19 protein-coding genes are annotated in these 20712 nt (G+C 59.4%); all 19 read right to left on the reverse strand.

What is annotated here, in order from left to right:
• Positions 1–5 precede the first annotated feature (5 nt).
• The 19 genes from mrdA to NCG89_RS06350 all read right to left on the reverse strand — a co-directional run bounded on the left by mrdA (position 6) and on the right by NCG89_RS06350 (position 20668).
• Positions 6–1871: a penicillin-binding protein 2 gene (gene mrdA, locus NCG89_RS06260; protein ID WP_251088904.1), complete on the reverse strand. Its 1866-nt coding sequence runs from the start codon at positions 1869–1871 to the stop codon at positions 6–8.
• Positions 1871–2338: a 23S rRNA (pseudouridine(1915)-N(3))-methyltransferase RlmH gene (rlmH, locus tag NCG89_RS06265; RefSeq protein ID WP_251088905.1), complete on the reverse strand. Its 468-nt coding sequence runs from the start codon at positions 2336–2338 to the stop codon at positions 1871–1873. The genes mrdA and rlmH overlap by 1 nt, the downstream gene beginning before the upstream one ends.
• A complete protein-coding gene (gene rsfS / locus NCG89_RS06270) occupies positions 2328–2675 on the reverse strand; it encodes a ribosome silencing factor (protein ID WP_251088906.1) in 348 nt (115 codons plus the stop codon). The genes rlmH and rsfS overlap by 11 nt, the downstream gene beginning before the upstream one ends.
• Positions 2675–3391, reverse strand: a complete 717-nt coding sequence (gene nadD / locus NCG89_RS06275) for a nicotinate-nucleotide adenylyltransferase (protein ID WP_251088907.1) — start codon at positions 3389–3391, stop codon at positions 2675–2677. The genes rsfS and nadD overlap by 1 nt, the downstream gene beginning before the upstream one ends.
• Positions 3372–4628: a glutamate-5-semialdehyde dehydrogenase gene (locus NCG89_RS06280; RefSeq protein WP_251088908.1), complete on the reverse strand. Its 1257-nt coding sequence runs from the start codon at positions 4626–4628 to the stop codon at positions 3372–3374. The genes nadD and NCG89_RS06280 overlap by 20 nt, the downstream gene beginning before the upstream one ends.
• 85 nt (positions 4629–4713) lie before the next feature.
• On the reverse strand, positions 4714–5307 hold the full coding sequence (locus NCG89_RS06285; protein WP_251088909.1) for an LON peptidase substrate-binding domain-containing protein: 594 nt from the start codon (positions 5305–5307) through the stop codon (positions 4714–4716).
• 3 nt (positions 5308–5310) lie between these two features.
• Complete coding sequence (locus tag NCG89_RS06290) at positions 5311–7941, reverse strand: efflux RND transporter permease subunit (protein ID WP_251088910.1); 2631 nt, start codon at positions 7939–7941, stop codon at positions 5311–5313.
• 25 nt (positions 7942–7966) lie between these two features.
• Positions 7967–8551 carry a flavin prenyltransferase UbiX gene (locus NCG89_RS06295; protein WP_251089352.1) on the reverse strand — a complete coding sequence of 195 codons (585 nt, stop codon included), beginning with the start codon at positions 8549–8551 and terminating at the stop codon, positions 7967–7969.
• A gap of 17 nt (positions 8552–8568) precedes the next feature.
• Complete coding sequence (mpl, locus tag NCG89_RS06300) at positions 8569–9954, reverse strand: UDP-N-acetylmuramate:L-alanyl-gamma-D-glutamyl-meso-diaminopimelate ligase (protein ID WP_251088911.1); 1386 nt, start codon at positions 9952–9954, stop codon at positions 8569–8571.
• Positions 9955–10061: 107 nt separating this feature from the next.
• Positions 10062–11288 (reverse strand): alginate export family protein, encoded by a 1227-nt coding sequence (locus NCG89_RS06305; RefSeq protein WP_251088912.1) that lies wholly within the window; start codon positions 11286–11288, stop codon positions 10062–10064.
• Between the two features lie 705 nt (positions 11289–11993).
• Positions 11994–12359, reverse strand: coding sequence for a plastocyanin/azurin family copper-binding protein (locus NCG89_RS06310; protein ID WP_251088913.1), 366 nt, complete (start codon positions 12357–12359; stop codon positions 11994–11996).
• Positions 12360–12377: 18 nt separating this feature from the next.
• On the reverse strand, positions 12378–13415 hold the full coding sequence (locus NCG89_RS06315; protein ID WP_251088914.1) for a hypothetical protein: 1038 nt from the start codon (positions 13413–13415) through the stop codon (positions 12378–12380).
• On the reverse strand, positions 13412–13903 hold the full coding sequence (locus NCG89_RS06320) for an ExbD/TolR family protein (protein WP_251088915.1): 492 nt from the start codon (positions 13901–13903) through the stop codon (positions 13412–13414). Before NCG89_RS06320 ends, NCG89_RS06315 begins: the two co-directional genes overlap by 4 nt.
• The gene (locus NCG89_RS06325; protein ID WP_251088916.1) at positions 13903–14454 is read right to left on the reverse strand and encodes an ExbD/TolR family protein; all 552 of its coding nucleotides are present in this window, start codon (positions 14452–14454) and stop codon (positions 13903–13905) included. Before NCG89_RS06325 ends, NCG89_RS06320 begins: the two co-directional genes overlap by 1 nt.
• Positions 14455–14462: 8 nt before the next feature.
• A complete protein-coding gene (locus NCG89_RS06330) occupies positions 14463–15110 on the reverse strand; it encodes a MotA/TolQ/ExbB proton channel family protein (RefSeq protein WP_251088917.1) in 648 nt (215 codons plus the stop codon).
• Between the two features lie 39 nt (positions 15111–15149).
• Positions 15150–15434, reverse strand: coding sequence for a hypothetical protein (locus NCG89_RS06335; RefSeq protein ID WP_251088918.1), 285 nt, complete (start codon positions 15432–15434; stop codon positions 15150–15152).
• Complete coding sequence (locus NCG89_RS06340) at positions 15431–16021, reverse strand: tetratricopeptide repeat protein (protein ID WP_251088919.1); 591 nt, start codon at positions 16019–16021, stop codon at positions 15431–15433. The genes NCG89_RS06335 and NCG89_RS06340 overlap by 4 nt, the downstream gene beginning before the upstream one ends.
• Positions 16008–18872 carry a tetratricopeptide repeat protein gene (locus NCG89_RS06345; RefSeq protein ID WP_251088920.1) on the reverse strand — a complete coding sequence of 955 codons (2865 nt, stop codon included), beginning with the start codon at positions 18870–18872 and terminating at the stop codon, positions 16008–16010. The genes NCG89_RS06340 and NCG89_RS06345 overlap by 14 nt, the downstream gene beginning before the upstream one ends.
• Positions 18869–20668 carry a hypothetical protein gene (locus NCG89_RS06350; protein WP_251088921.1) on the reverse strand — a complete coding sequence of 600 codons (1800 nt, stop codon included), beginning with the start codon at positions 20666–20668 and terminating at the stop codon, positions 18869–18871. The genes NCG89_RS06345 and NCG89_RS06350 overlap by 4 nt, the downstream gene beginning before the upstream one ends.
• Between the last annotated feature and the right edge of the window lie 44 nt (positions 20669–20712).

Below are 20712 nucleotides of genomic sequence, written 5' to 3' on the forward strand. Positions count from 1 at the left end.
CACGCTTAATCACCACTGGCGGGCAACTGCCCGTCAAAGGGCTGGGCCTGCTCGCCAAGAATATAGGCATCCAGCACCTGGCGGGCAATCGGCCCCGCCACGCTACCGCCATGCTCACCATTTTCGACCACTACCGCCACCGCCAGCTCAGGTGCCTCGGCCGGAGCAAAGGCGACAAACAAGGCGTGATCGCGCTTGCGGGCCTCCAGAGCAGCGGAGTCATAACGCTCGCCAGCGGCGATGCCAACCACCTGCGCAGTCCCCGTTTTACTGGCAATCCGATATTTCAGATTTTGGGTCAACCCGCGAGCGGTCCCTCTGGGGCCGTGGACCACGGTCTCCATTGAGCGCGTGACCTCCTTCCAGTGTTCGGCGGTCACGTCTTCAATCTTACCCATCAATGGCGCCACAATGGATTCACCACCAACCGATGCCAACAACCTCGGCGCCCGAAGGTCACCCTTGGACGCCAGCACGGTCGTCGCCACCGCCAACTGCAGCGGAGTGGCAAGGGTGAAGCCCTGCCCGATGCCCACATTAATTGTCTCACCGGGATACCAATTGTGGCCGCGGGTACGCTGTTTCCACTCCCTGGACGGCAGCAGACCGGCCCGCTCGTTGGTATTGTCGATTCCGGTGACTTCACCCAGGCCAAAGCGGGCGCCGAAATCATGCAACTTGTCGATGCCGAGTTTGTGGGCCAACTCATAAAAGTAAACATCGCAGGATTCCTGTACGGCCTGCTCCAAATCCACGCGCACGCCGTGGCCGCCCCGCTTCCAGTCGCGATAGCGACGGCTGTCGTTGGGCAGGGTGAAAAACCCCGGGTCATAGTAGGTGGTAGAGGCCGTCACGGCGCCGTAGTATAGGCCAGCCAGGCCCCAGATCGGCTTGATGGTGGACGCTGGCGGATACTGCCCTTGCAGCGCCCGATTGTACAGTGGCAGATCAGGGTCTGAGCGCAGCGCGGAATAATCCTTGGAGCTGATGCCATTCACAAACAGATTGGCGTCAAAGCTGGGCGCGCTGACCATCGCCACCACACCGCCGCTGCGCGGATCAATGGCCACTATCGCACCGCGCCGCCCCTCCATGGCTTTGGCGGCCACCTTTTGCACCTCGGCATCCACATGCAAATGAATATCGCCCCCGGGCAGCGGGTCGTGTCGCTCCAGCACCCGCAGAATCCGGCCGTGGGCATTGGTTTCGACATTCTGGTAACCCACCGTGCCGTGGAGGATATCTTCGTAATACTTTTCCAGGCCGATCTTGCCGATGTAGTGGGTGCCGCTGTAATTGACCGGGTCGATCTCGGCCTGCTCCTGCTCATTGATTCGGCCGACGTAGCCGAGCATATGCGCAAACAGCTCACCAAAGGGGTAGTGGCGAACCAGCTGGGCATCAATCTCCACCCCCGGCAGGCGATGGCGATTGACCGAGATCACCGCAATCTCCTCCTCGGTCAGACGAAATTTCAGCGGAATCGCCTGGTAAGGCCGGCCCCGGCGATTGCGGAATTCTGCAATATCGTCATCTGTCAGTTCCACCAACTGGCCAATCTCGGCCAGAGTGGTGTCCATATCACCAACCCGCTCCCGCACCAGGTTCAGGGTATAACTGGGGATGTTCTCGGCCAGCAACACCCCGTTGCGGTCAAAGATCAACCCACGCTTAGGCGCAATCGGCAGCAGCTGAATGCGGTTGCGGTCAGACTGGGTGATATACACCTGGTAGTCGGCTATCTGCAGCTGGGTATACCGCCCGACCAAAATACCCACCATGACCAGCACCACCAACACCGAAACCAGTATCCGGCGCCGATACACAAGGCGCTCGCGGAAGGTGTTTTTGAGGGTCAGGCGACGGGGCATCAGCGGTGGTAGGGGTGGTTGCTTAGAATAGTCCAGGCCCGGTAGAGCTGCTCAACAAACAGCACCCGAACGAGGGGATGGGGTAACGTCATGGCGGACAGCGACCATTTTTGGGCCGCCAAATCCACACAGCGCGGGCACAAGCCATCGGGGCCGCCCACCAGAATACTGATATTGTCACCGTCCATCAGCCAGTCATCCAGGGCGTCAGACAGCCCTTCGGTGCTGATCGCCTTGCCTTTCACATCGAGGGCAATCACCCGGTCGGCAGGGTTGATGGCCGCCAGCATGGCCTCCCCTTCCTGGGCAATGGCGCGGTTGATATCCAGCCCTTTGCCGCGCTTGGCCAAGGGCAGTTCGCGGATCTCAAAGTTGAACTCGGGGGGCAGGCGTTTCTGATATTCCGCCACCCCGGCTTCAACCCAGGCGGGCATTTTCGTGCCCACGCAGATCAGACTAATTTTCATGCTTATCGCTTTGGGCAGGCACTTGCCAGAGACGCTCTAAATCGTAGAACTCTCTTGCCTCGGGCAACATCACATGGGCAACCACGTCACCAAAATCGACCAGAATCCAGTCGGAGGAGCGCTGCCCCTCCATGCCCAGTGGAGTGGCGCCGTGCTTCTTCGCCTCAATCCACACGTTATCAGCCAGCGATTTCACATGCCGACTCGACGTTCCGCTGCACACCACCATGTAGTCGGTGACACCGCTCATGCCGCGCACATCGAGGGTGACAATATCCCTGCCCTTACGTTCTTCGAGGGCATCGACAATGACATCTTTCAATTGATCAACATCCATTAAGATTGAGTTTCCTGTTTTCCAGCACGATATAGTCCTTGCTCATTGATAATTTGTCTAACCCCCTCTGGCAGCAGATACCGCACCGACCGCCCCTGGGCAATACGCTGACGGATATCGGTGGCGGAAATCGCCAGCTGGCAGAGCTGAACCCGCAACGCCTGCCCGCCGGGCTGAGCCAGCAAAGCCTCGGTATCATCAGCCCAGCGGCGCGCCAGAAACTGGGCGACCTCAGCATCCGGCGCCATGGGGAAATCGGGGCGCTCCATCACCACCAGATGGGCACTGGCAAAAATACCCTGCCAGTCGTGCCAACGGTGCAGTTGGTTAAAGGCATCACTGCCAACGATAAATAATAAGGGGGCGGAGGGGCCGCACTCCCGGCGCAGTTCCGCCAGCGTATCAGCACTGTAGGAGGGGCCGCTGCGACGCATCTCCCGGCTCTCGACTGCAAGGCCAGGCTCGCCGTCGATGGCCGCCTCGACCATGGCCAGACGCAACTCACTACTGGCACCGGGATCATCCCGCAACGGAGGCTGGTGGCTGGGCATCAAGCGCAGCTCACTCACGCCGAGCAGCTCGCGCAGCTCGACCGCCGAGCGGAGATGGCCGTGATGGATCGGGTCGAATGTGCCGCCGAGGATACCGACGCTGGGCACTCGCCCCGACGGGGAAGAAGAGGAAGTCACCGGCCCGCTACTGACGGATGTGGCCATCGCCCAGCACGATATATTTCTGCGATGTCAGGCCTTCCAGGCCCACCGGCCCTCGGGCGTGGATCTTGTCCGTGGAGATACCGATTTCTGCACCCAAACCATATTCAAAACCGTCGGCGAAACGGGTTGAGGCATTAATCATCACCGAGCTGGAATCGACTTCCCGCAGGAAACGCCGACCCCGACTGTAATTCTCAGTGACAATTGACTCAGTATGACCGGAGCTGAACTGGGCAATATGCGCCATCGCCTCATCCAGCCCGGCAACCACCCGGATGGACAAGATGGGCGCCAGGTACTCGGTCGCCCAATCATCATCGGTGGCCTCCACCGCACCCATCAGAATCTGCCGAGTGCGGGGGCAGCCCCGCAATTCCACACCCTTTTCCTGGAGCTGCTCGGCGATCGCCGGCAGTAACTCCTCAGCGCGGCTCTCGGCCACCAGCAGGGTTTCCATGGTGTTGCAGGTGCCGTAACGCTGGGTTTTCGCATTGACCGCGATGGCCAGGGCCTTATCGGTGTCCGCCTCGTCATCGAGGTAAACATGGCAAATACCGTCGAGGTGCTTGATTACCGTCACCGTGGCATCCCGGGCAATTCGCTCGATCAGACCCTTGCCGCCACGGGGCACTACCACATCCACGTACTCGGGCATGGTGATCAATTCACCGACCGCCGCCCGGTCAGTGGTTTCCAGCACCTGCACCACGTTTTCAGGAAGGCCCGCCGCCGCCAGGCCGGTGCGGATACAGGCCGCCAGCGCCTGGTTGGAATGAATGGCCTCCGAGCCTCCGCGCAGAATCGCGGCATTGCCAGACTTGAGACACAGGCTGGCCGCTTCGATGGTCACATTGGGGCGACTCTCGTAAATGATACCCACCACACCGAGGGGCACCCGCATGCGCCCCACTTGAATACCACTGGGACGGTAGTTGAGATCGCTGATCGCACCCACCGGATCGGCCAGGGCGGCCACCTGATGCAGCCCCTCAATCATGCCGTCGATGGTGGCAGGGCTGATGGTAAGACGATCAAGCAGGGCCGCTTCGAGGCCGGAGGCGCGACCGGCAGCCAGGTCTTTTTCGTTGGCGCTGAGAATGGCTTCCTGACTGGCTTTGATGGCCGTGGCGATGGCCAACAATGCCCGATTTTTCACCCCGGTGTCGGCGGCGGCAATGTGGCGACCCGCCGCCCGGGCGGCCTGCCCCACCTCAGCCATGTACTGCGTAATATCCATGATCGGTAAAACCCTAAAACCTGCTGCGAAAAAGGCGCATAGTATACCGGAATGCCCCGGCACTCACTATCGACGGGCCCCGCCGCTAGCGGGCCATGTGATCAAGGGCTTCCTGAAGTGCATTGAGGCGGACGACAGGATCGTCAATCGCCAGCAGCTGCTGGGCGACATAGGGGTCAATGGGCAGCATTTGCGCCAGCCGGTTGGCCAGTAGACCGGCATCGTCGACCTCCAGTGACATGCCCAAACGCTGAATATGAGGGTGCTCGCCCAGCTGCTGCAGCAGACGCTGCAACTCCTGGCTGCGCTCGGGTAGCGGCGCAATGGGTTCGTCGGCTAACCATTCCACCTCGGCCATGTAAACGCCGCCGGCATCCTGACTGAGAGAGCCGATCCGAAAGCGCCGCCCCCCTTCAATCACAATACCGAGCAAGCCATCGGGCTGCTGATTCCAATCGACGATATTCGCTTCGGTGCCCACCTCACCCAACTCCGGCAGGCTGGCACCGTCTTCCAGCACTTCGCTACCGCCCTGTTCGAGCCAGGCGATACCGAAACTCTGCTGTTGGCGCAGACTGTTTCTTACCAGGTCCAGGTAGCGGCGCTCGAAAATCCGCAGCGCCATACGCCCGCCCGGGAACAACACGCTGCGCAACGGAAATAACGGATACAGTGACATGGCTCAGCCCTGTTGCCCCTGGCTGCCCTCGGGCCCCAGCGGCTTGATCAACAGAATTAACTTGGGCAACAGCAGCATGGCGCCCAGCAGCGCCGCCACCATTGCCAGGCTGGTTAGCAAGCCGAAATAAATACTCGGTTTGAAGTTGGACAACGACAGCATGGAGAAACCAAACACAATAATCACCGAGGTGTAGTACATCGCCTTGCCGATGCTGCCGTGGCAGCGATACATGGCCGCGAGGTAATTGCGATCGGTGACAAACTCACTCTTGAAGCGGTGCACGTAGTGAATCGTGTCATCCACCCCGATACCCACCGTAATTGCGGCAATGGTAATGGTCATCATATCCAGCGGAATACCGGCAAGCCCCATGCCGCCGAGCACCGCGCCAGCGGCGAGCAGGTTGGGTGTCAGTGCAATCAACGCCAGACTCAACGAGCGGAACAGCACCACAAACATGCCCAGTATGGCGACAAACACGGCGCTCAAGGTCATGATCTGGGAGGTGAACAGGCTTTGCAGCATGTTGTTATACAGCACCAGCATGCCGGTCAGGTGCACCTGATCCTCGGAAAAATTCAGCTCTTCAACCAGGTAGCGTTTAATTTCGGTCAGCAATTCCTGGCGATGCAGTGAGCGACTGGTTTCCTTGACCCGCACGCTGATCCGAACCTGGTCTTCCTCCGCCGAATAATAGGGGTCGACCAGCACCGACGAGAGCGTTTCGGGCAAGGCCCGGGCCGCCAGGGCCAGCTGCAGGTCGTCGACGCTGCCCATCACCATTTCCATTAATTCATAGAAGGTGGCCAGCGACAGCACCTTACCGGTCTCTTCCAGGCTGTCGACGTAGTTGTGCACCTCGGCCACCCGACGCAGTCCGGCAACTTTGAACCACTTGCCGCTTGGCGCAGCGCTTTGGCCGCCACCAAAATCATCAGAGAAATCGCTGTCGAAATCATTGCTGAAATCGCCATTGAAATCTCCGCCAAAATCGTCAGAGAAATCGCTGGCTTCGTCGCCGCCAAAGGCCGCGTCGAATTCATCATCCACGGCGCTCGTATCAGCAGTGCCATCATCAGCCGAGGCACTTGCCGGCCCCATCTCCTCCGGCGGGAATACCGGCAGATCAATAATAATGTCCAGCGGAATGGTGCCACCAAGCTCGGCGTCAATGGTTTCCATGCCCTGATAAATTTCGGTGTCTTCGTGGAAGTAGTCGATAAAGCGGTTTTCTACTTTCAGCGTGCTGATACCCCACACACTGACCACCAACATCGCCGCCGACACCGCCAGAATGATCCCGCCATAATGCTCAGTGGCCGCCGCAAAATAGCGGGTAAAGCCGCTTTTTGCCTCACCGCCCCCTTTCTCCTCTTTGGGCTTAAGCAGCATCAGCGCGCAGGGCAGAAAGACGAATGTCATGACCAGGGCAACGGTGACCCCCATGCTCATCATCCAGCCAAAATCGATGACCGGGCGGATACCGCTGACCACCAGCGAGGCGAAAGCCACCAGGGTCGTCAGCGAGGTATACACACAGGGTTTGGCCATGAGCGCCGCGGTCCGGGAGACCCGCTCCATCTGATTCAGGCCCGGGTCTCCGGCAGCGATCTCCCGGTAGCGGACCACAATATGAATGGTGATCGACAGGGTAATGATCAACAGCAGGGCAACAAAATTGGCCGAGATCACCGTCAGCTTCCAATCAAGAAAACTGAGCAGGCCCAGCATAAACACCGCGGTTAGCAGGCAGTTGGCCACCGGCAGAACGATCCAGCGAAAACTGCGAAAAATCACCGCCAGCAGCAGCACAATAAACAGCAGAATGCCGGTGCCAAACACCCGTAAGTCGGCTTTGACAAAGTCGATCATGTCCACCGCGATCATCGGCACCCCGCCGAGGAACACCCGGGCATCGTCTTTGTAATCGGCCAGAATCGCCCTAGCCTTGGCCACCAGATCTGCCTGGCGCTCGTGGGCCTCGGCGACATAATCAGAGAATGCCGTTTCCAGATCGCGCAGCTCTGCGGCCTCAGCCTCGCTCAACGCCCCCTGGTTAGCCTTGGCGCGCAGGTCATCCCGGGCATTGAGCAGCGCAAAATACTTTTCATCCCGCTCCAGATTCACCTGAATGGCGGTGGTAGTGTTGTCCACACTGGTCAGCAACGACCGGTAAATCGGGCTGGTCGACAGCTCTTCGCGTACCAACGCCTTATCAATATCCGGGTCGGTCAACCGGGGAATCTCCCCAGAGGTCACCTGCGACAAACCAATGGGCGGGCTCTCCAGCAAGGGAATATCGAGAATGGAGTTAACCCCGGACACCCGTGGCAGCCCGGCGAGTCGGTCGCGCAGCTCCTTGAGCATGGCCAGATTTTCGTCGCTGTAGAGGTCGCCCTTGGGCTGCACCGTCACCAGCAAAAAGTCCTCGGTTTCATACCGCTTGCTGATCTCCCGGTAATACTCCAGGGACTTGTCTCCCTCGAGCACCAGGGCGTCGGCGGACGCATCCATTTTCAGGCTCGGCACATAAGACCCGAGAAAGCCAACCAGAAGTAACAGCAACACCATCACCACTGGCGCTTTGGCCAATATCCAGCGCTGGTAAAGGGAAGCCAAGGCTGCGCTCATGCAGAATTCCTTTTGTAGATTTTATTCAGGAAGGCTCGCCCCAACGGGCGACCAACGATTGCTCAATGCCCAGATGATCGAGTATCCGGGCAACCACAAAATCGACCAGATCCGCGACCGTTTGGGGGTTTCGGTAAAAGCCGGGCGACGCCGGCATAATGGTGACACCCATCTGACTCAGGCTGAGCATATGCTGCAAATGCAAGGTCGACAGCGGCATCTCCCGGGTCACCAGAATGAGCTGACGACGCTCTTTGAGCACCACGTCGGCGGCCCGTTCAATCAAATTATTGCTGGCACCGCAGGCAATCGCCGACAAGGTGCCAGTGCTGGCGGGACACACCACCATTCGCGACGGCGCGCCGCTGCCCGAGGCCACCGGCGCCATCCAGTCTTCCCGGCCATGAACCTGCAGCAGCGCAGGGTCGCAGTCAAAGTGGGAACACAGGGTTTGGCGAAGGGCTTCTGGCTTGGGCGGCAGCTGCAGCTCCGTCTCGGTCGCCACCACCAGCAGTGCCGCTTTGGAAATCATAAAGTGCACCGGGCACCCCGCCTGCAGCAGGCACTCCAGCAAGCGCAGCCCATATTGGGCGCCAGACGCGCCAGTCATGGCCAGCGTTACCGGTGTCACGCGGAGGCCTCCCAGCGCTGACGCAAGGCTGCGAGCAGGCGCTGGTGCACGCCGTCAAAGCCGCCATTACTCATAATGACCAAGTGATCCCCCGCCGCCAATTCATCCACTAACCCGGCAATGGTGGCATTCAGGTCGGTACTCAATTCCGCCGCCACCGGGCTATCAGCAATGACCTGATCCAAGGACCAGTCCAGGCCGGGAGGCTGGTACCAGATTGCCTGATCCGCCGCTGCCACCGAAGCTGCCAGGCGATCCTGATAAATACCCATACGCATGGTGTTGGAGCGCGGTTCAATCAGGGCAATGATTCGCCCCGCCACCCGGCCACGCAGGCCTTCAAGGGTGGTCGCAATCGCCGTGGGGTGATGGGCAAAGTCATCATAAACGGCAATACCGGCGACGGTTGCCAACAACTCCATCCGTCGCTTAACACCCTGAAAGGCATTCAGGGCGTCAATGCCCAGGGTGGGCAACACGCCAACATGATGGGCCGCCGCCAGGGCGCCCAAAGCGTTGTGCAGATTGTGCTCGCCGCTGTGTTGCCATTTCACCTCGCCCTGCAGTTCCCCCTGGTGGAACACCTGAAAATGGGAGAAGTCCGCCGTCAATGGCTGCCCCTGCCATTCCGCCGCCTCGTCGCCCTGGGGCGCGGCGGCAATGCGCTGCACGTCACTCCAGCAGCCTTTGTCCAAGACTTCCTGCAGCGGCGCACAATCCTGGGGAACCAGAATTCGCCCGCCGGAGGGAATGGTTCTGACCAAGTGATGAAATTGACGCTGGATGGCCGCCAGGTCGTCAAAAATATCGGCGTGATCAAACTCGAGATTATTGAGAATGGCAGTGCGCGGACGGTAGTGGACAAACTTGGAACGCTTGTCAAAAAAAGCACTGTCGTATTCGTCAGCTTCAATCACGAAAAAGTCCGAGCCGCCCAAGCGCGCAGACTGACCAAAATCAGCAGGCACACCGCCAATCAAAAAGCCGGGCTCATAGCCGTTGTGCTCAAGAATCCACGCCAGCATGGAGGTGGTGGTGGTCTTACCATGGGTGCCGGCACAGGCCAGCACCCAACGGTCTTGCAGCACTTGCTCGCACAGCCACTGAGGGCCAGAGGTGTAGCGCAGCCCCCGGTCAAGCATGTATTCCACACAGGGGTTACCGCGACTCATGGCATTGCCGACTATCACCAGGTCCGGTGCGGGGTCGAGATGGGCAGGGTCATAGCCCTCCATCAGACCAATGCCCTGGGCTTCGAGCTGGGTGCTCATCGGCGGGTACACATTGGCATCGGAGCCGGTCACTTTGTGCCCTAACTCCCGGGCCAAAATGGCGAGACCACCCATAAAGGTGCCGCATATCCCCAAAATATGAAGGTGCATAAATGAAAAAGCCACACAGTTTTAACTGTGTGGCATGTTATCACCGCCGTTGTGCTATCTCTATGGACAAAACCGCGCGATCGTCACAACAGCGTTGGGCGCGGTCGTTAGAAGCTCAGGCCCACCCACAACCACAGTTTGTCGGTGTCAACGGCATATTCATCGGCTGAGTAAGCGGAGTACTTGATACCCGCATTATAGATACCGAACTTCTTGCTGTAGACCAGATCGATTTCGTCACCATAGGCATCGGGACCAGTGCTGTCATCGTCAGCGCTAAAGTCGTGATAAACCACGGCCCAGCTACCGCCAGCGAGACTACCACCAATAGAAAGATAGGTATCGACGAGACCGCCATCTGGGGAGTTTGAAGGCTCTGTCGGAACGATGAACATATCTGCCCAACCGTTAAACTTGTGCAACGTGGCCAAGGGCGTGCCGAAACCATACATACCGTCGTCTGAGCCCAACACTTCATACCCCAATTTAACGGTAATACCGGAGACCGCCACACCGCCTTCCAACATCATATAGTCAGCATCGTACTCAGTACTGCCCGATTCAAAGGTTTGGGTAGCGAATTCAGCCGCATAGAGAAACTTCACGTCGCCGCCAGCTGACCCAGTGAAGCTGGCACCGTAAGTATCCAGAGTGGCATCGTTACCGGTGAAGTCATTCTCCAACATGTAGGAATATCCCACCAGGGTACCTACAGGCGTGGTGTAAGCCACGTTGATAAAATGATCTTTGGAATCCTGATCTGCTGCCTCGGCAAAAATACGATTGCGCTGAGTGATGTAGGCGTAGTTGATCGCCAGCTCTTTGGTCGGAGTGACCGCCAGAGTCAAACCATCAAAGGTTTGGCGATCCTGGCGCCAGCCCACATGACCAACAAAGCGGTGGCCATCATAGGTCAACACCTGACGACCAAATTTAGCCGTTACGATGCCGTTTTTGTACTGAATGAAGCCCTGATCCAGCTCTGTTGTTTCTGGATCGGCGATAACGGAGTACTCACCGGTGTTAAAGCCAGTGGGCGGCACCGAGTAGGCGTCGCCACCAGCAACGATGCGGCTGTCTTCTACTTCTATCGTGGCAGAAAAGCCCTCCACACTGCCCGTGGTGTAGCCAATCATCGTACGCAGCGTCAGCGCTTCGGCCTCATCCACAGCATCGGTATCCTGATCAACCGTTTCGTAACGCAGACGAAGATCACCATAGGCCTTGCCACCGGTAATGGCATCGGCAATGGCATCAGCCATCAGGTTGGAGCTGGACATTGCCGCCAGGGCAACGCAGGACGCTGAAATCAATTTTGTGGGTAACTTACTCATTGGAAACCTCTCCTAAATACCATCGATCAATAAAAAAATAGGTGTCGTGCTTTCATTTACTTCACGTTCTCGCGAGCCCTTGCCACCGCTCGACCCAAGTACCGCATAAGGCCCTAACGAACCGCTTCGGCACCGCGGGCTCCCCCAAGAGCGAGCCACTCACTCAAACCATGCAGAAATGCAAGCTATTGAATTACTTGTACAAAAAGGCAGAAACACACCCAAAAACATCCGCAGCAGGTAGTCGACCTGCCATCGCTTCTCTCTTTTTGCCGCCACAACAGCTTGAACGAGGCCGGTCTCCAACGACCCATTCGAGCGGTATTCAGCAAACGCTATGCCAGCGCTGAAACTTGCCTTTAACAATCGCGATCACCACCAAACATGCACACAAAATGCATTAATAATTTAATTAATGCACTGAAAATGCATGTATTTAGGCCATGCCGTTTTCGTCACTCAATTGACTCGGTTTTCGTTACAGGTGGTTTTTCGCACCAGAATGATGCGAACGCGAAATAAGCACTGACAATGAGTGCACCAAAACAGATATATCAGGAGGGAAGACACCAGTGATCACATCACGCCGTCGGCCGGCGCAATATCATCTTGTCGTCATAAAGAATAAAAAAGCTCGACCCCCGAAGCGATGGGTGAAGGCGAGGATGGGGGCCGAGCTATCTAACTGACATTGTGGGAAGGGGGCTACTGAACAATGACCTTGCCCGACATTTTGTCGCCGTGAATAGCGCACAGGTAGTCGTAGCTGCCGGGCGTTGTAAATTGCTTGCTGTACTGAGCATCGTGACGAAGGCGCGGGCTGGTGCTATCGGTAAACTGAATCTTGTGATTGGACCCGTCCTGGTTAATCCAGGTGACGGTTTGCCCCGCCCGAATCGTGATTTCAACCGGCTCAAATCGCATAAAATCGACAATTCGGACAACTTGTTGATCACTGTCCGCTCCGGAATCCGGCGCGACTGGCGGCTCAGCGGCAGACGACCACAGCGGCACCAGCATGCAGATCAATGGCAGAAGGCGAGGAGGAAGCAAGGTCTTAGCAAGGGTCATAGGCACTCCGTAGGGTGTTTATGAAGGAATAAACGTGATGGGGTAGGCCGAGTAGGTAAACACCGGCACATTCTTACTCTCAAAACGCAGGCCCCGGACTTGCTCCAATAATTGCGCCAGCACCTGGGGGTCGCGAATACTCGATGACACGATCCGGCAGTCAGTCACCTGCCCCCGGGGGGACACGGTCAGACTAACCACCACCGCGCCACCGCCGGGCAACCCACCATCACGGGTTGCCCGGCGAAACAGGGCGAAAAAGGCCAACTTTTGCGCCTCGAAGGCGAGCTGAATTTCTTCCAGGGTACGCCCGGGCAAGGACGAGGCGGCGCCGCGATCCGCCACATTCACCGCCGCAGACAAACCTTGCCCCGGGACGCGCTCCTCGCGGCGGACCGGTGACTCCAGCTGCCCCAGCGCCTTGCCGACCAGCGCGCCCGCCTCTGCAACCACGTCACCACTGCCCCGGTACATAGACGGGGGCGATCCACCGCTGTCTGGATCGGTAGCCTTCGCTGGGGCAGCCCCGCTGCTAGCCAACTCACCCACCCGTGGCAAGGCACTGCCGTGCAAGGCCCTGAGCTCAGACTTCAATGCCAGTAGGCCCGCCGTTCCTGGCGCCGAATCACGGTGTTGGGCAGCCTCCGGCCTGCTTGGTGGAGAGGCCGCTGCGGCATTGCCGGGAGCGATTTGCGAGCCAGGCTCAGGCCGGGCAGCCGGTGCTGCGGATGCTGCAGGCTTCGGCGGCGCCTTGGGCATCCTGACTTGTGACATCCTGACTTGTGACATCCTGACTTGGGACATAGCGGCTTGGGTCATGACGGCTTGGGGCTTCACCTCGGCAGGGGCTGTCACCAAGGACAAGGCAAGGGGCGGAGGAGCTTCCGCTACATTCTGGCGGGCCACGGGCAGGGGCGGCAGGCGCTGAGCCCAATAAGCCAACCCGGTGGCCAGCAGGACCAGCAGCAAGAGCCAGCTGCGGAAAGCCCGATCCCCCCGGGCTTGCAAATGCCAGGGGTCACCACCAAATCGCCCCCAATAAACGGCCTCGCTCATCCCTGGCTCCCCGGCGACTCCACCGCCAGCAAAACCCCGGCAACCCCTGCCTCGGCGCAGCTGGCCAAAATTCGCTTCAACAACCCATAGGGGATTTCCCGATCCGCCACAATATTCCAGGTTTGGGCCACCCCCGCGCCTTCTGCAGAAGCGTCCGTCCCCGACAAGGCCGCAACCAACGCGGGAATGGCGGCGTCACTCCCCGCCTCCTCCCTGTCCAGAGCCTGCCTGGTTATCAGAGGCTGGTCATCCACCAGAATCCAATCCCGCCCGACGGCCAACACCCGCTTCCGCTCGGGAGGCCTCGAGGCTTCTGCCCTCGGCAAAGTGATATCTTGATACCGGGGTATCACCTCCACCACCAATGCGTTCACCAACAAATAGAAAACCAGAATGGCGAAGATATCGATCAGCGACACCACATTGATCTCGCCTTGGTCGGGCCGGTTGCGGGCACGCCGCCCCTTACGTGTTGTCAATGCGGCCATTAATCGCCTCCCCCGCTCGCTTGTGCAGGCAACCCGGCGAGGGCGATCGCCGGAAACAGAGCGCCGCCACCCGGCGTTGGAGCGCGCAAGAGCGCCATCAATGCCACAACATCGGCATATTTCACCCGGTCAGCTACCGCCAGCGTGGCTCGATTCAAATCCGGATGCCGCGCTTTCAACTCCTCCAGCAAAGCGCGTAATTGCGCCTTGAGCAGCGCGTCTTCTCCCAGGTCAACCTCGCTTGGCCGAGAAAGGCGGTGCGACCCACTGCCGTCGTCTACCACCACTGAGGTCGCGTCCAAGCGCAACTCCAATATCGGCAGCTCGGGCTGTGCTTGCGCCTCATCCCGTTCGCCAACCCCGGCAAGTTGCGCTGGTATCGTTTGTACTTTGGCGGCAGTGATCGAGGCGCCAGAGAGCAAAAAGAACACAAGCACCGCAAACACATCTATCAGCGAAACGATATTGAGGTGGGGTCGCGCCCACGGGGTCGCACCGCGTCCCCGCCGTCGTCCGCTGCCTTTTTCGCCTCCCCGCAGACCAACCACCACTTCAAGTCCTAAGCCGCGACCACTGCGGCCGGGCGCCGCAGCCAGCGAACGAAGCGAGCACTGGCGTTTTCCATGGCATCAATCAGGCTGAGGGTCTGATTTTGCAGATAGGCATGCAGCAGCAGCGCCGGTATCGCCACCATCAAGCCAAAGGCGGTACAGCTCATTGCCTCAGAGATACCGGCTGACAGCAGATTCGCCTTTTCCATCGGGTCGGCGTTACCCAGCGCACCGAAGGCACCAATCAGCCCGAACACCGTGCCCAGCAATCCCAGCAGCGTCGCCACATTTGAGAATGTCGCGAGATAGGAAGTGCGCCGCTCCACCCCCGGAAGAATTTCAAATAGCTGTTGCTCGGCCACGGTTTCCATATCGCTGAAATGCCCAGAGCTGCGGGACTGCTGCAGCGTGCCTAACAGCACCACCGCGATGGTGGCCCGGGAGCTTTTCAGCAACTGCTCTGCCTCGCCGAGGTTGGCCCCTTTCAGCAAAGGCTCCAGCTTTTTCCAGAGGCAGCGATTGCGATGAAGAGACACCGTCAGAAATACAAAGCGCTCCAGCGCAATTGCCAAGGTCAGTATCAACACCGCCGCAATGGGGTACATAAACAGCCCACCCTCATTAAAAAAAGTTGCCGCTCGCACTGTGAGCTCCATTCCCCTACGCCTCCCCTCGATCAATAAACATGGTGCCAACTACCAGTTGTTCCGCTGCAACCGCCAGCGGCGATAGGCCTGCTGGGCTTCATACCACTCGACGTAGCGCTGAAAACTTTGCGGGTCCAGCACCTCGGGCTTGCCGGCCAACAACCGGGGAGGTCGATCAACATCACTGCCCTCTCCGCTCTGCCAAGGCATAAGAAAGAGCCCGGCCGCCGACTCATTGTCGCCATAAATCCGTGTGGCCAAACTGACCTCCTCCACCGCCGCGCCCGACAGCGGCCACAGCAATAACAGCGCACTCAAATACCGTCGTTTCATTTGCGTACTACCTTGTAGTGGGTTTTTGAATCTGCATTTTCCAAGTCGAGAATCCACGCAGCGACCAGCAAGTCCTCGCCGCCGCTGAGTTGCTGGTAGCGGCGATAATGCCGCAACGCCGAAGCCGGTTGATGAAGGGCTTTGTCGTAGAGCACTGCCAGATTCAAATGGGCCTCAGCATAGGCCGGGCGCAGCGCCAGAGCCTGTTGGTAGAGGCCCAGCGCCGCGGTCACCTCCCCCCGTTGATAACGCAGCGTCGCCAAGGCTGCGGTGGCCACCGCATTGCTGGGGTTGGCTTTTAACGCCGCGGCAAGCAGGCCCTCCGCCAATGAATGATCGCCCCGCCCGGCGGCAAGAATGCCCAGATTGGTCCAGGGGCCTGAATAGTGAGGATAACGCTGGGCGAGAGACCTAAAGGCAGCTTCGGCGGCGGCGAGCTCTCCCTGATCCATCAAGCCCAGCGCCCGCGCAAAGGCAGCCTTTGGCATCGCCTCGGGCGCCGGACGCCCCCGGTCACCACCGGGGCCACTGGCGCAACCAACTGCGAGCAACACCAGCAACACGGCCAGAAACCTAGCGCAAATCATCGTAGCTCCCCGCCAGGCGCACCTGCTTGGCATAGCGGCCGGGCAACATCACCTCGAGCGCGGCAAGACTTTGTTGCAGCGCGTCATTCCACAACCCCTGACGGACATGCCCCAAGTTGTGTTCAAAGGCAGAAATTGCCCTCTCTTCAAAGGGGGAGGCCTCTTGCTCAAGCAATTGCAGATATTCCCCCAACACCTCCCCCGTCAGATCGGAGGGACGCTGGGACGCGAGAATGGCATGGGCGAAATCCCGATACAGCAAGCCGAGCTCATTCAGGGCAATACTGGATACGTCCGCATAACCATACTCCGCCGCGCGATGAAAACCCTGGGCAGCCTGCTCCAGCAGCCGTCCCTTGGTTGCCAGCGACGTGGCCAGGGGCGCTACCAGAGCAATCTGGCGACCCCGGCTGGCGACCTCCTGGGCCAGCTGCAAATGGGCCTGGGCGGCAATCAGTCGACTGGTGTCCGGCGACCCGGTCCCGATCTCATCCGCCGCAACAATCTCTTTGAGATACCGCTGTCGCTCAGAACTATGTGGGGGTAACAGCCCGACAACATGCCAACGAACGCGTTGAGCCGCCTCTGCGTCGGGGCGGCCGGTCTCCAAATATCGGCGGTAATCAACAAGGGCCTGACCGGGCTGACCGGCCCGCTGGAACCATTGGGCCGCTTGCAAGCGCGCACTCTCCCGATCAACCAGTTGCTGGCTCGTGTTGGCAGCCAGGCGGCGATATGCCTGCGCTGCCGCACCGGGCTTGCCCATCTTGCTATAGCCCCGTGCTAGCATCACATCTACCTCGGCTAGCTTTCTCTCTTCCGGAAACTGCTCGACCAACACTTCAAGCCAGTGGAGACTCGCCGGCCATTGCCCCAATTGATCGCGTAACACCGCAGCGTCGAACAAGGCCCGCTGCTTTACGCTAGCTGAGAGGGGTAGTGCCAGCATCGACTCCAGCGCCGTCGCTGCCGGTTCAAGTTGGCCTGCGTCACGCAAGGTATCTACCCGTTGATAAACGATGATCGCCAACCGGGAGACCACGCCGGAGCGATCCTTACCAGCCAGCTCCGAGCCCGCCAGCAAGTTCCGAAACAGGGGCTCGGCTTCACGGTAACGACCCAGTTGAAACAACGCGTCAGCCTTCAATAGTTGGCCTTGATAATGCTGTCGCGGACTCAGGGGGACAGCGCCCTGTTCAACTTCGCTCACCAGGGCAAGCACCCCGGGGAAATCTCCAGATTCAAACAGCAAGCCCGCCGCCTGCAGCAGCGCAATACCGCCCTCCTCTCGCCGGGGATAGGCGGCAACAAAGCGCTGACTCAGAGCTGCCAACCGCTGGACCGCCACTCGCCGCACCGGGGCCGGGCTCGCTACCAGCGCATCAAGCGCCTGCAATTGGGACTGGATCGCCGCTAGACCGGCATCACCCTTGTTGGCATAGGGCGTATCACTATAAGCAAGCAACTCGTATTCGACAGCGGCAAGTTTAAAGCGGCCGCCATCATAGTAGGTCTCGGCGAGGGCCCGGCGAACATCGCCCCTGGCCTCACTGCCAGGAAAGCGGGCCAGCCAGCGCTGATACATCGCGGTAGCAACGTCAAGGGTCCCGGTCCGCCCCTGACGGAATTGCTGGTGATGATAGCCAGCAACATCGAGCATATAGGCCATTAAAACCGACACCTCCACACCCGGCGCCAATACCACCGGTTGCGCCGGCGCAGCAGCAGGAAGCAGGGGATTGCCGGGATCATAGCGTTGAATAAAGACCGCTTTCTGGGCGGTCGCCTGGGCCATCAAACCTCCATTCAGGTAGGCGCCAATGGCCTGGCGGTGAAAGGCAGGCGCGGCAGGCGAATCAGGTCGCGATGCCGCATAGTGCAGCGCCACGAGAGCGGCATCGGTTATCCGCTGGGTTTCCAGCAAGCGCTCGACCAGGCGCTGGTAGATTGTCAGCGCAATCGCCTGATCGCCCTCAGGGGGTAGGAAAATATCCAGTTGTGCCCTGTCGCTGGCTGCCAGGCACAGCACCGCCAAACGCGTGGCATCCTCAACAGTTCCCTGACGGTTGTCCGTCGCCAGGTAGGGGGGCAGACCGGGAGAAGGGTCGCTGATGACCGGCTGCGACAACAGAACCGCATTAAGGTCTACCAAGGCCTGTGAAAACTGATCCAACTGATAGCGAGCCCAAGCGCGTTTGTAGTGCCCGTAAATGCGGTAATCCTGACCCGCCGAGGGCAGGGCAAGAAGTGCACTGTAAGCGCGCTCTGCAGCCGCGAAATTCTTCAATCTCAACCACATTTCTGCTGCCCGAAACTGGGCTTTCACGGCGAGCGGGCTATCGGGATAATCGGCGGCAAGTTGCTCCAGGCTGGCAATCGCCGCGCTGTCATCACCCTGCATCGCCTCCGCCCGGGCCCGCTGATAAAGCACTTGAGTGCGGCTGGGGTAGTGAGGGAAAGCCGCCAGTAAACGCTGGTAATTGGCCAGGGCCGGCTGCAACTGATCCGGCCCAAGTAAACCCGAGGCCACCGCGTCTACCCGCAGGTCTGCGGCCCGCCGCAGGGCTTCTGCTTGCACTTCACTCCTGGCGGCCATCCCCGCAATCTGGTCATAGTGCTCAAGGGCGCTGCGCAAGGCCGCGGCATCGTCGCCCTCCTCGGCAAGGGAGCTTGGAGCGAGAGAGATTCCCAGGCGCTCCGGACGCTGGCCGTTTCCGCCAATTAACTCCCCAACCGTTTGTAATTGCGGCGACGTGCCTGCGCTCTGACAAGCCACCAACGCCGTAACGAGAGGCAGCGCCAACAGCATCGGCGCCACACTGCCCTGGCCCGCTGCGGCGGGGCTTCTCACAGCACCACCTCGCTGAAATTCCCGAAGCGCTTTTCAGCCAGCCGGGCTAGGGCAAAATGGGCCTCCGCCAGATAGGCCTCGGTACGCGCCAACTCCCTTTGCAAATACCCTAGCGCCGCATTCTCTGCCAGGCCGGCTTGCGCTTCAAAACGGCCATCCAACTCCACCAGCAGCCGGTCAATCTCGCCGACCAGCGGATCGGAAACATCAGCAGTCAATGCCAGCCGGGCCTGGCTGCGACGCAGCATCAGCACCTTTTTGGTATCAATCAGATTGCGCAGTTTATCTGCCGCAACCAAAAAATCCGGCGCCTCCAGCATTCGCACGATATAGGCCTCTGGCGCCGCCTCATCAACACCGCACAACCACTGCCCCCAGCCGCTGTCGCTGCGCACTAACAACGCGTGGAGCTCTTCCGTCATTTTGCCCTGCTCCACGCGCTCAATTGACTGGCGCAGTGCCAATACGGTTTCACGCAATTGCCTTCCCGCCTGGTGATAGCGCTTCAACGCCTGCTCGGCAGCGCCCAAGTGCAGCAGGGTATAGGGCACGATCAACATCGCTTCCTGAACAGCTGGGTCGTAGGGATCACCGGCCACCAGCTCCATCCAGGGGGCCATAGCCTCAATAACTTCACCCCGCTTGCGGGCGGGCACCACCGCCCAGGCATTTCGAAAGGGAGATTGGCGCCGAGCCCAGGCGATAAAATCTTCGGAATCAGACCACATAAAGCCCGCTTGGGGACTGCCGTTGTAGGGATTTTCGGTCAGCCCGGCACCGGCATCATCAACCGGGTTCAACATTGCCCAGCCCAACCCGATCAACGCCTGACTGGCATAGGGGCCATGTCGCCGCACTTCACTGTAATAGTCTGCGGCTTTGCGGTGATCACCCCGGTCAAGAAAGTACGACCCGAGCAGCAAGTGCCCTTGATCACGCAGAATGCGCTGCCCCTCGTCAGCTACCTCTGCACGCAAGAGTTGCTCGAGCGGCTCAGACCGCCCCTGGGAGAGGGACGCCAACGCGCCGTTGAATTGGTCAAACCATGCTTCATCAGCGGGGACCTGGGGCGCGATCCCAGTGTCGCGCTCAAGCCCGACATACGCCGCATCGGACAGATAGGCAAAGCGCCGGCCGGAGGCCTGCCAAAAATGGGCGGAATCAGCCCAGTGGGCATTGCCCGTGACGCTGACCACCTTGACCTCGGTCTTGTAGAACAAGCCAAATTGGCTGTCATCTTCCAAGACCACTGCGACGTCCTGCTGCCCCTCGAGAACATCCACATAGGCGTCCACTCGAACGGGAATCCGCTCCTGACCGCCTCGCCCTGCCACCCCGACCAGCGTTGCACGAATACGATGACGACCCGGCGACAGCGACAATACCGCAATATGATGGCGTGCTGATTGGTTAAGGGCATCGGTTTCGAACAGACTGTAGTTGTATGACAGAGGCGACGAGGATTCATCTACCAGAATGGACACAGACTGCAGATCCAGCTTTGCAGCCCGGTCGGCCACCAGTAAATTAACCAGGCCCAGATCGCGAATTTCCGTTTCCAGCGCTTGCCGCACCGCCTTGTCCACCTGCAGCGCCCGAGCTTCCAGGTCACCGTCACCCACAGCGCCGCGTTCATCCACAGGATCACTCAACGCCACACTCACACTCAGCCATGCCAGCAGCAACATCGCAGCAAAAGGCAGCACTCGCTCCATCAGCACGATTCCGAGCAGGCCGCTCATGGCAACCGCACTATTCCGCCGGCGGCCAGGCAGTCCTTCATCCTTTGATTTCATTGGCAACCTCCTCAAGTCGTGACAGAGCGATCCAACCGCGCCGC

The sequence above is a fragment of the Spongiibacter taiwanensis genome (assembly GCF_023702635.1).
Lineage (GTDB): Bacteria > Pseudomonadota > Gammaproteobacteria > Pseudomonadales > Spongiibacteraceae > Spongiibacter > Spongiibacter taiwanensis.

Coding starts and splice junctions, on each gene's coding strand:
- NCG89_RS06320 (WP_251088915.1), bottom strand. CDS start 13,903: ATGGCCGCATTGACAACACGTAAGGGGCGGCGTGCCCGCAACCGGCCC.
- NCG89_RS06330 (WP_251088917.1), bottom strand. CDS start 15,110: ATGGAGCTCACAGTGCGAGCGGCAACTTTTTTTAATGAGGGTGGGCTG.
- NCG89_RS06295 (WP_251089352.1), bottom strand. CDS start 8,551: ATGACTGGCGCGTCTGGCGCCCAATATGGGCTGCGCTTGCTGGAGTGC.
- NCG89_RS06285 (WP_251088909.1), bottom strand. CDS start 5,307: ATGTCACTGTATCCGTTATTTCCGTTGCGCAGCGTGTTGTTCCCGGGC.
- mrdA (WP_251088904.1), bottom strand. CDS start 1,871: ATGCCCCGTCGCCTGACCCTCAAAAACACCTTCCGCGAGCGCCTTGTG.
- NCG89_RS06290 (WP_251088910.1), bottom strand. CDS start 7,941: ATGAGCGCAGCCTTGGCTTCCCTTTACCAGCGCTGGATATTGGCCAAA.
- NCG89_RS06280 (WP_251088908.1), bottom strand. CDS start 4,628: ATGGATATTACGCAGTACATGGCTGAGGTGGGGCAGGCCGCCCGGGCG.
- rsfS (WP_251088906.1), bottom strand. CDS start 2,675: ATGGATGTTGATCAATTGAAAGATGTCATTGTCGATGCCCTCGAAGAA.
- NCG89_RS06340 (WP_251088919.1), bottom strand. CDS start 16,021: ATGATTTGCGCTAGGTTTCTGGCCGTGTTGCTGGTGTTGCTCGCAGTT.
- NCG89_RS06350 (WP_251088921.1), bottom strand. CDS start 20,668: ATGAAATCAAAGGATGAAGGACTGCCTGGCCGCCGGCGGAATAGTGCG.
- rlmH (WP_251088905.1), bottom strand. CDS start 2,338: ATGAAAATTAGTCTGATCTGCGTGGGCACGAAAATGCCCGCCTGGGTT.
- NCG89_RS06305 (WP_251088912.1), bottom strand. CDS start 11,288: ATGAGTAAGTTACCCACAAAATTGATTTCAGCGTCCTGCGTTGCCCTG.
- mpl (WP_251088911.1), bottom strand. CDS start 9,954: ATGCACCTTCATATTTTGGGGATATGCGGCACCTTTATGGGTGGTCTC.
- nadD (WP_251088907.1), bottom strand. CDS start 3,391: ATGGCCACATCCGTCAGTAGCGGGCCGGTGACTTCCTCTTCTTCCCCG.
- NCG89_RS06315 (WP_251088914.1), bottom strand. CDS start 13,415: ATGAGCGAGGCCGTTTATTGGGGGCGATTTGGTGGTGACCCCTGGCAT.
- NCG89_RS06335 (WP_251088918.1), bottom strand. CDS start 15,434: ATGAAACGACGGTATTTGAGTGCGCTGTTATTGCTGTGGCCGCTGTCG.
- NCG89_RS06310 (WP_251088913.1), bottom strand. CDS start 12,359: ATGACCCTTGCTAAGACCTTGCTTCCTCCTCGCCTTCTGCCATTGATC.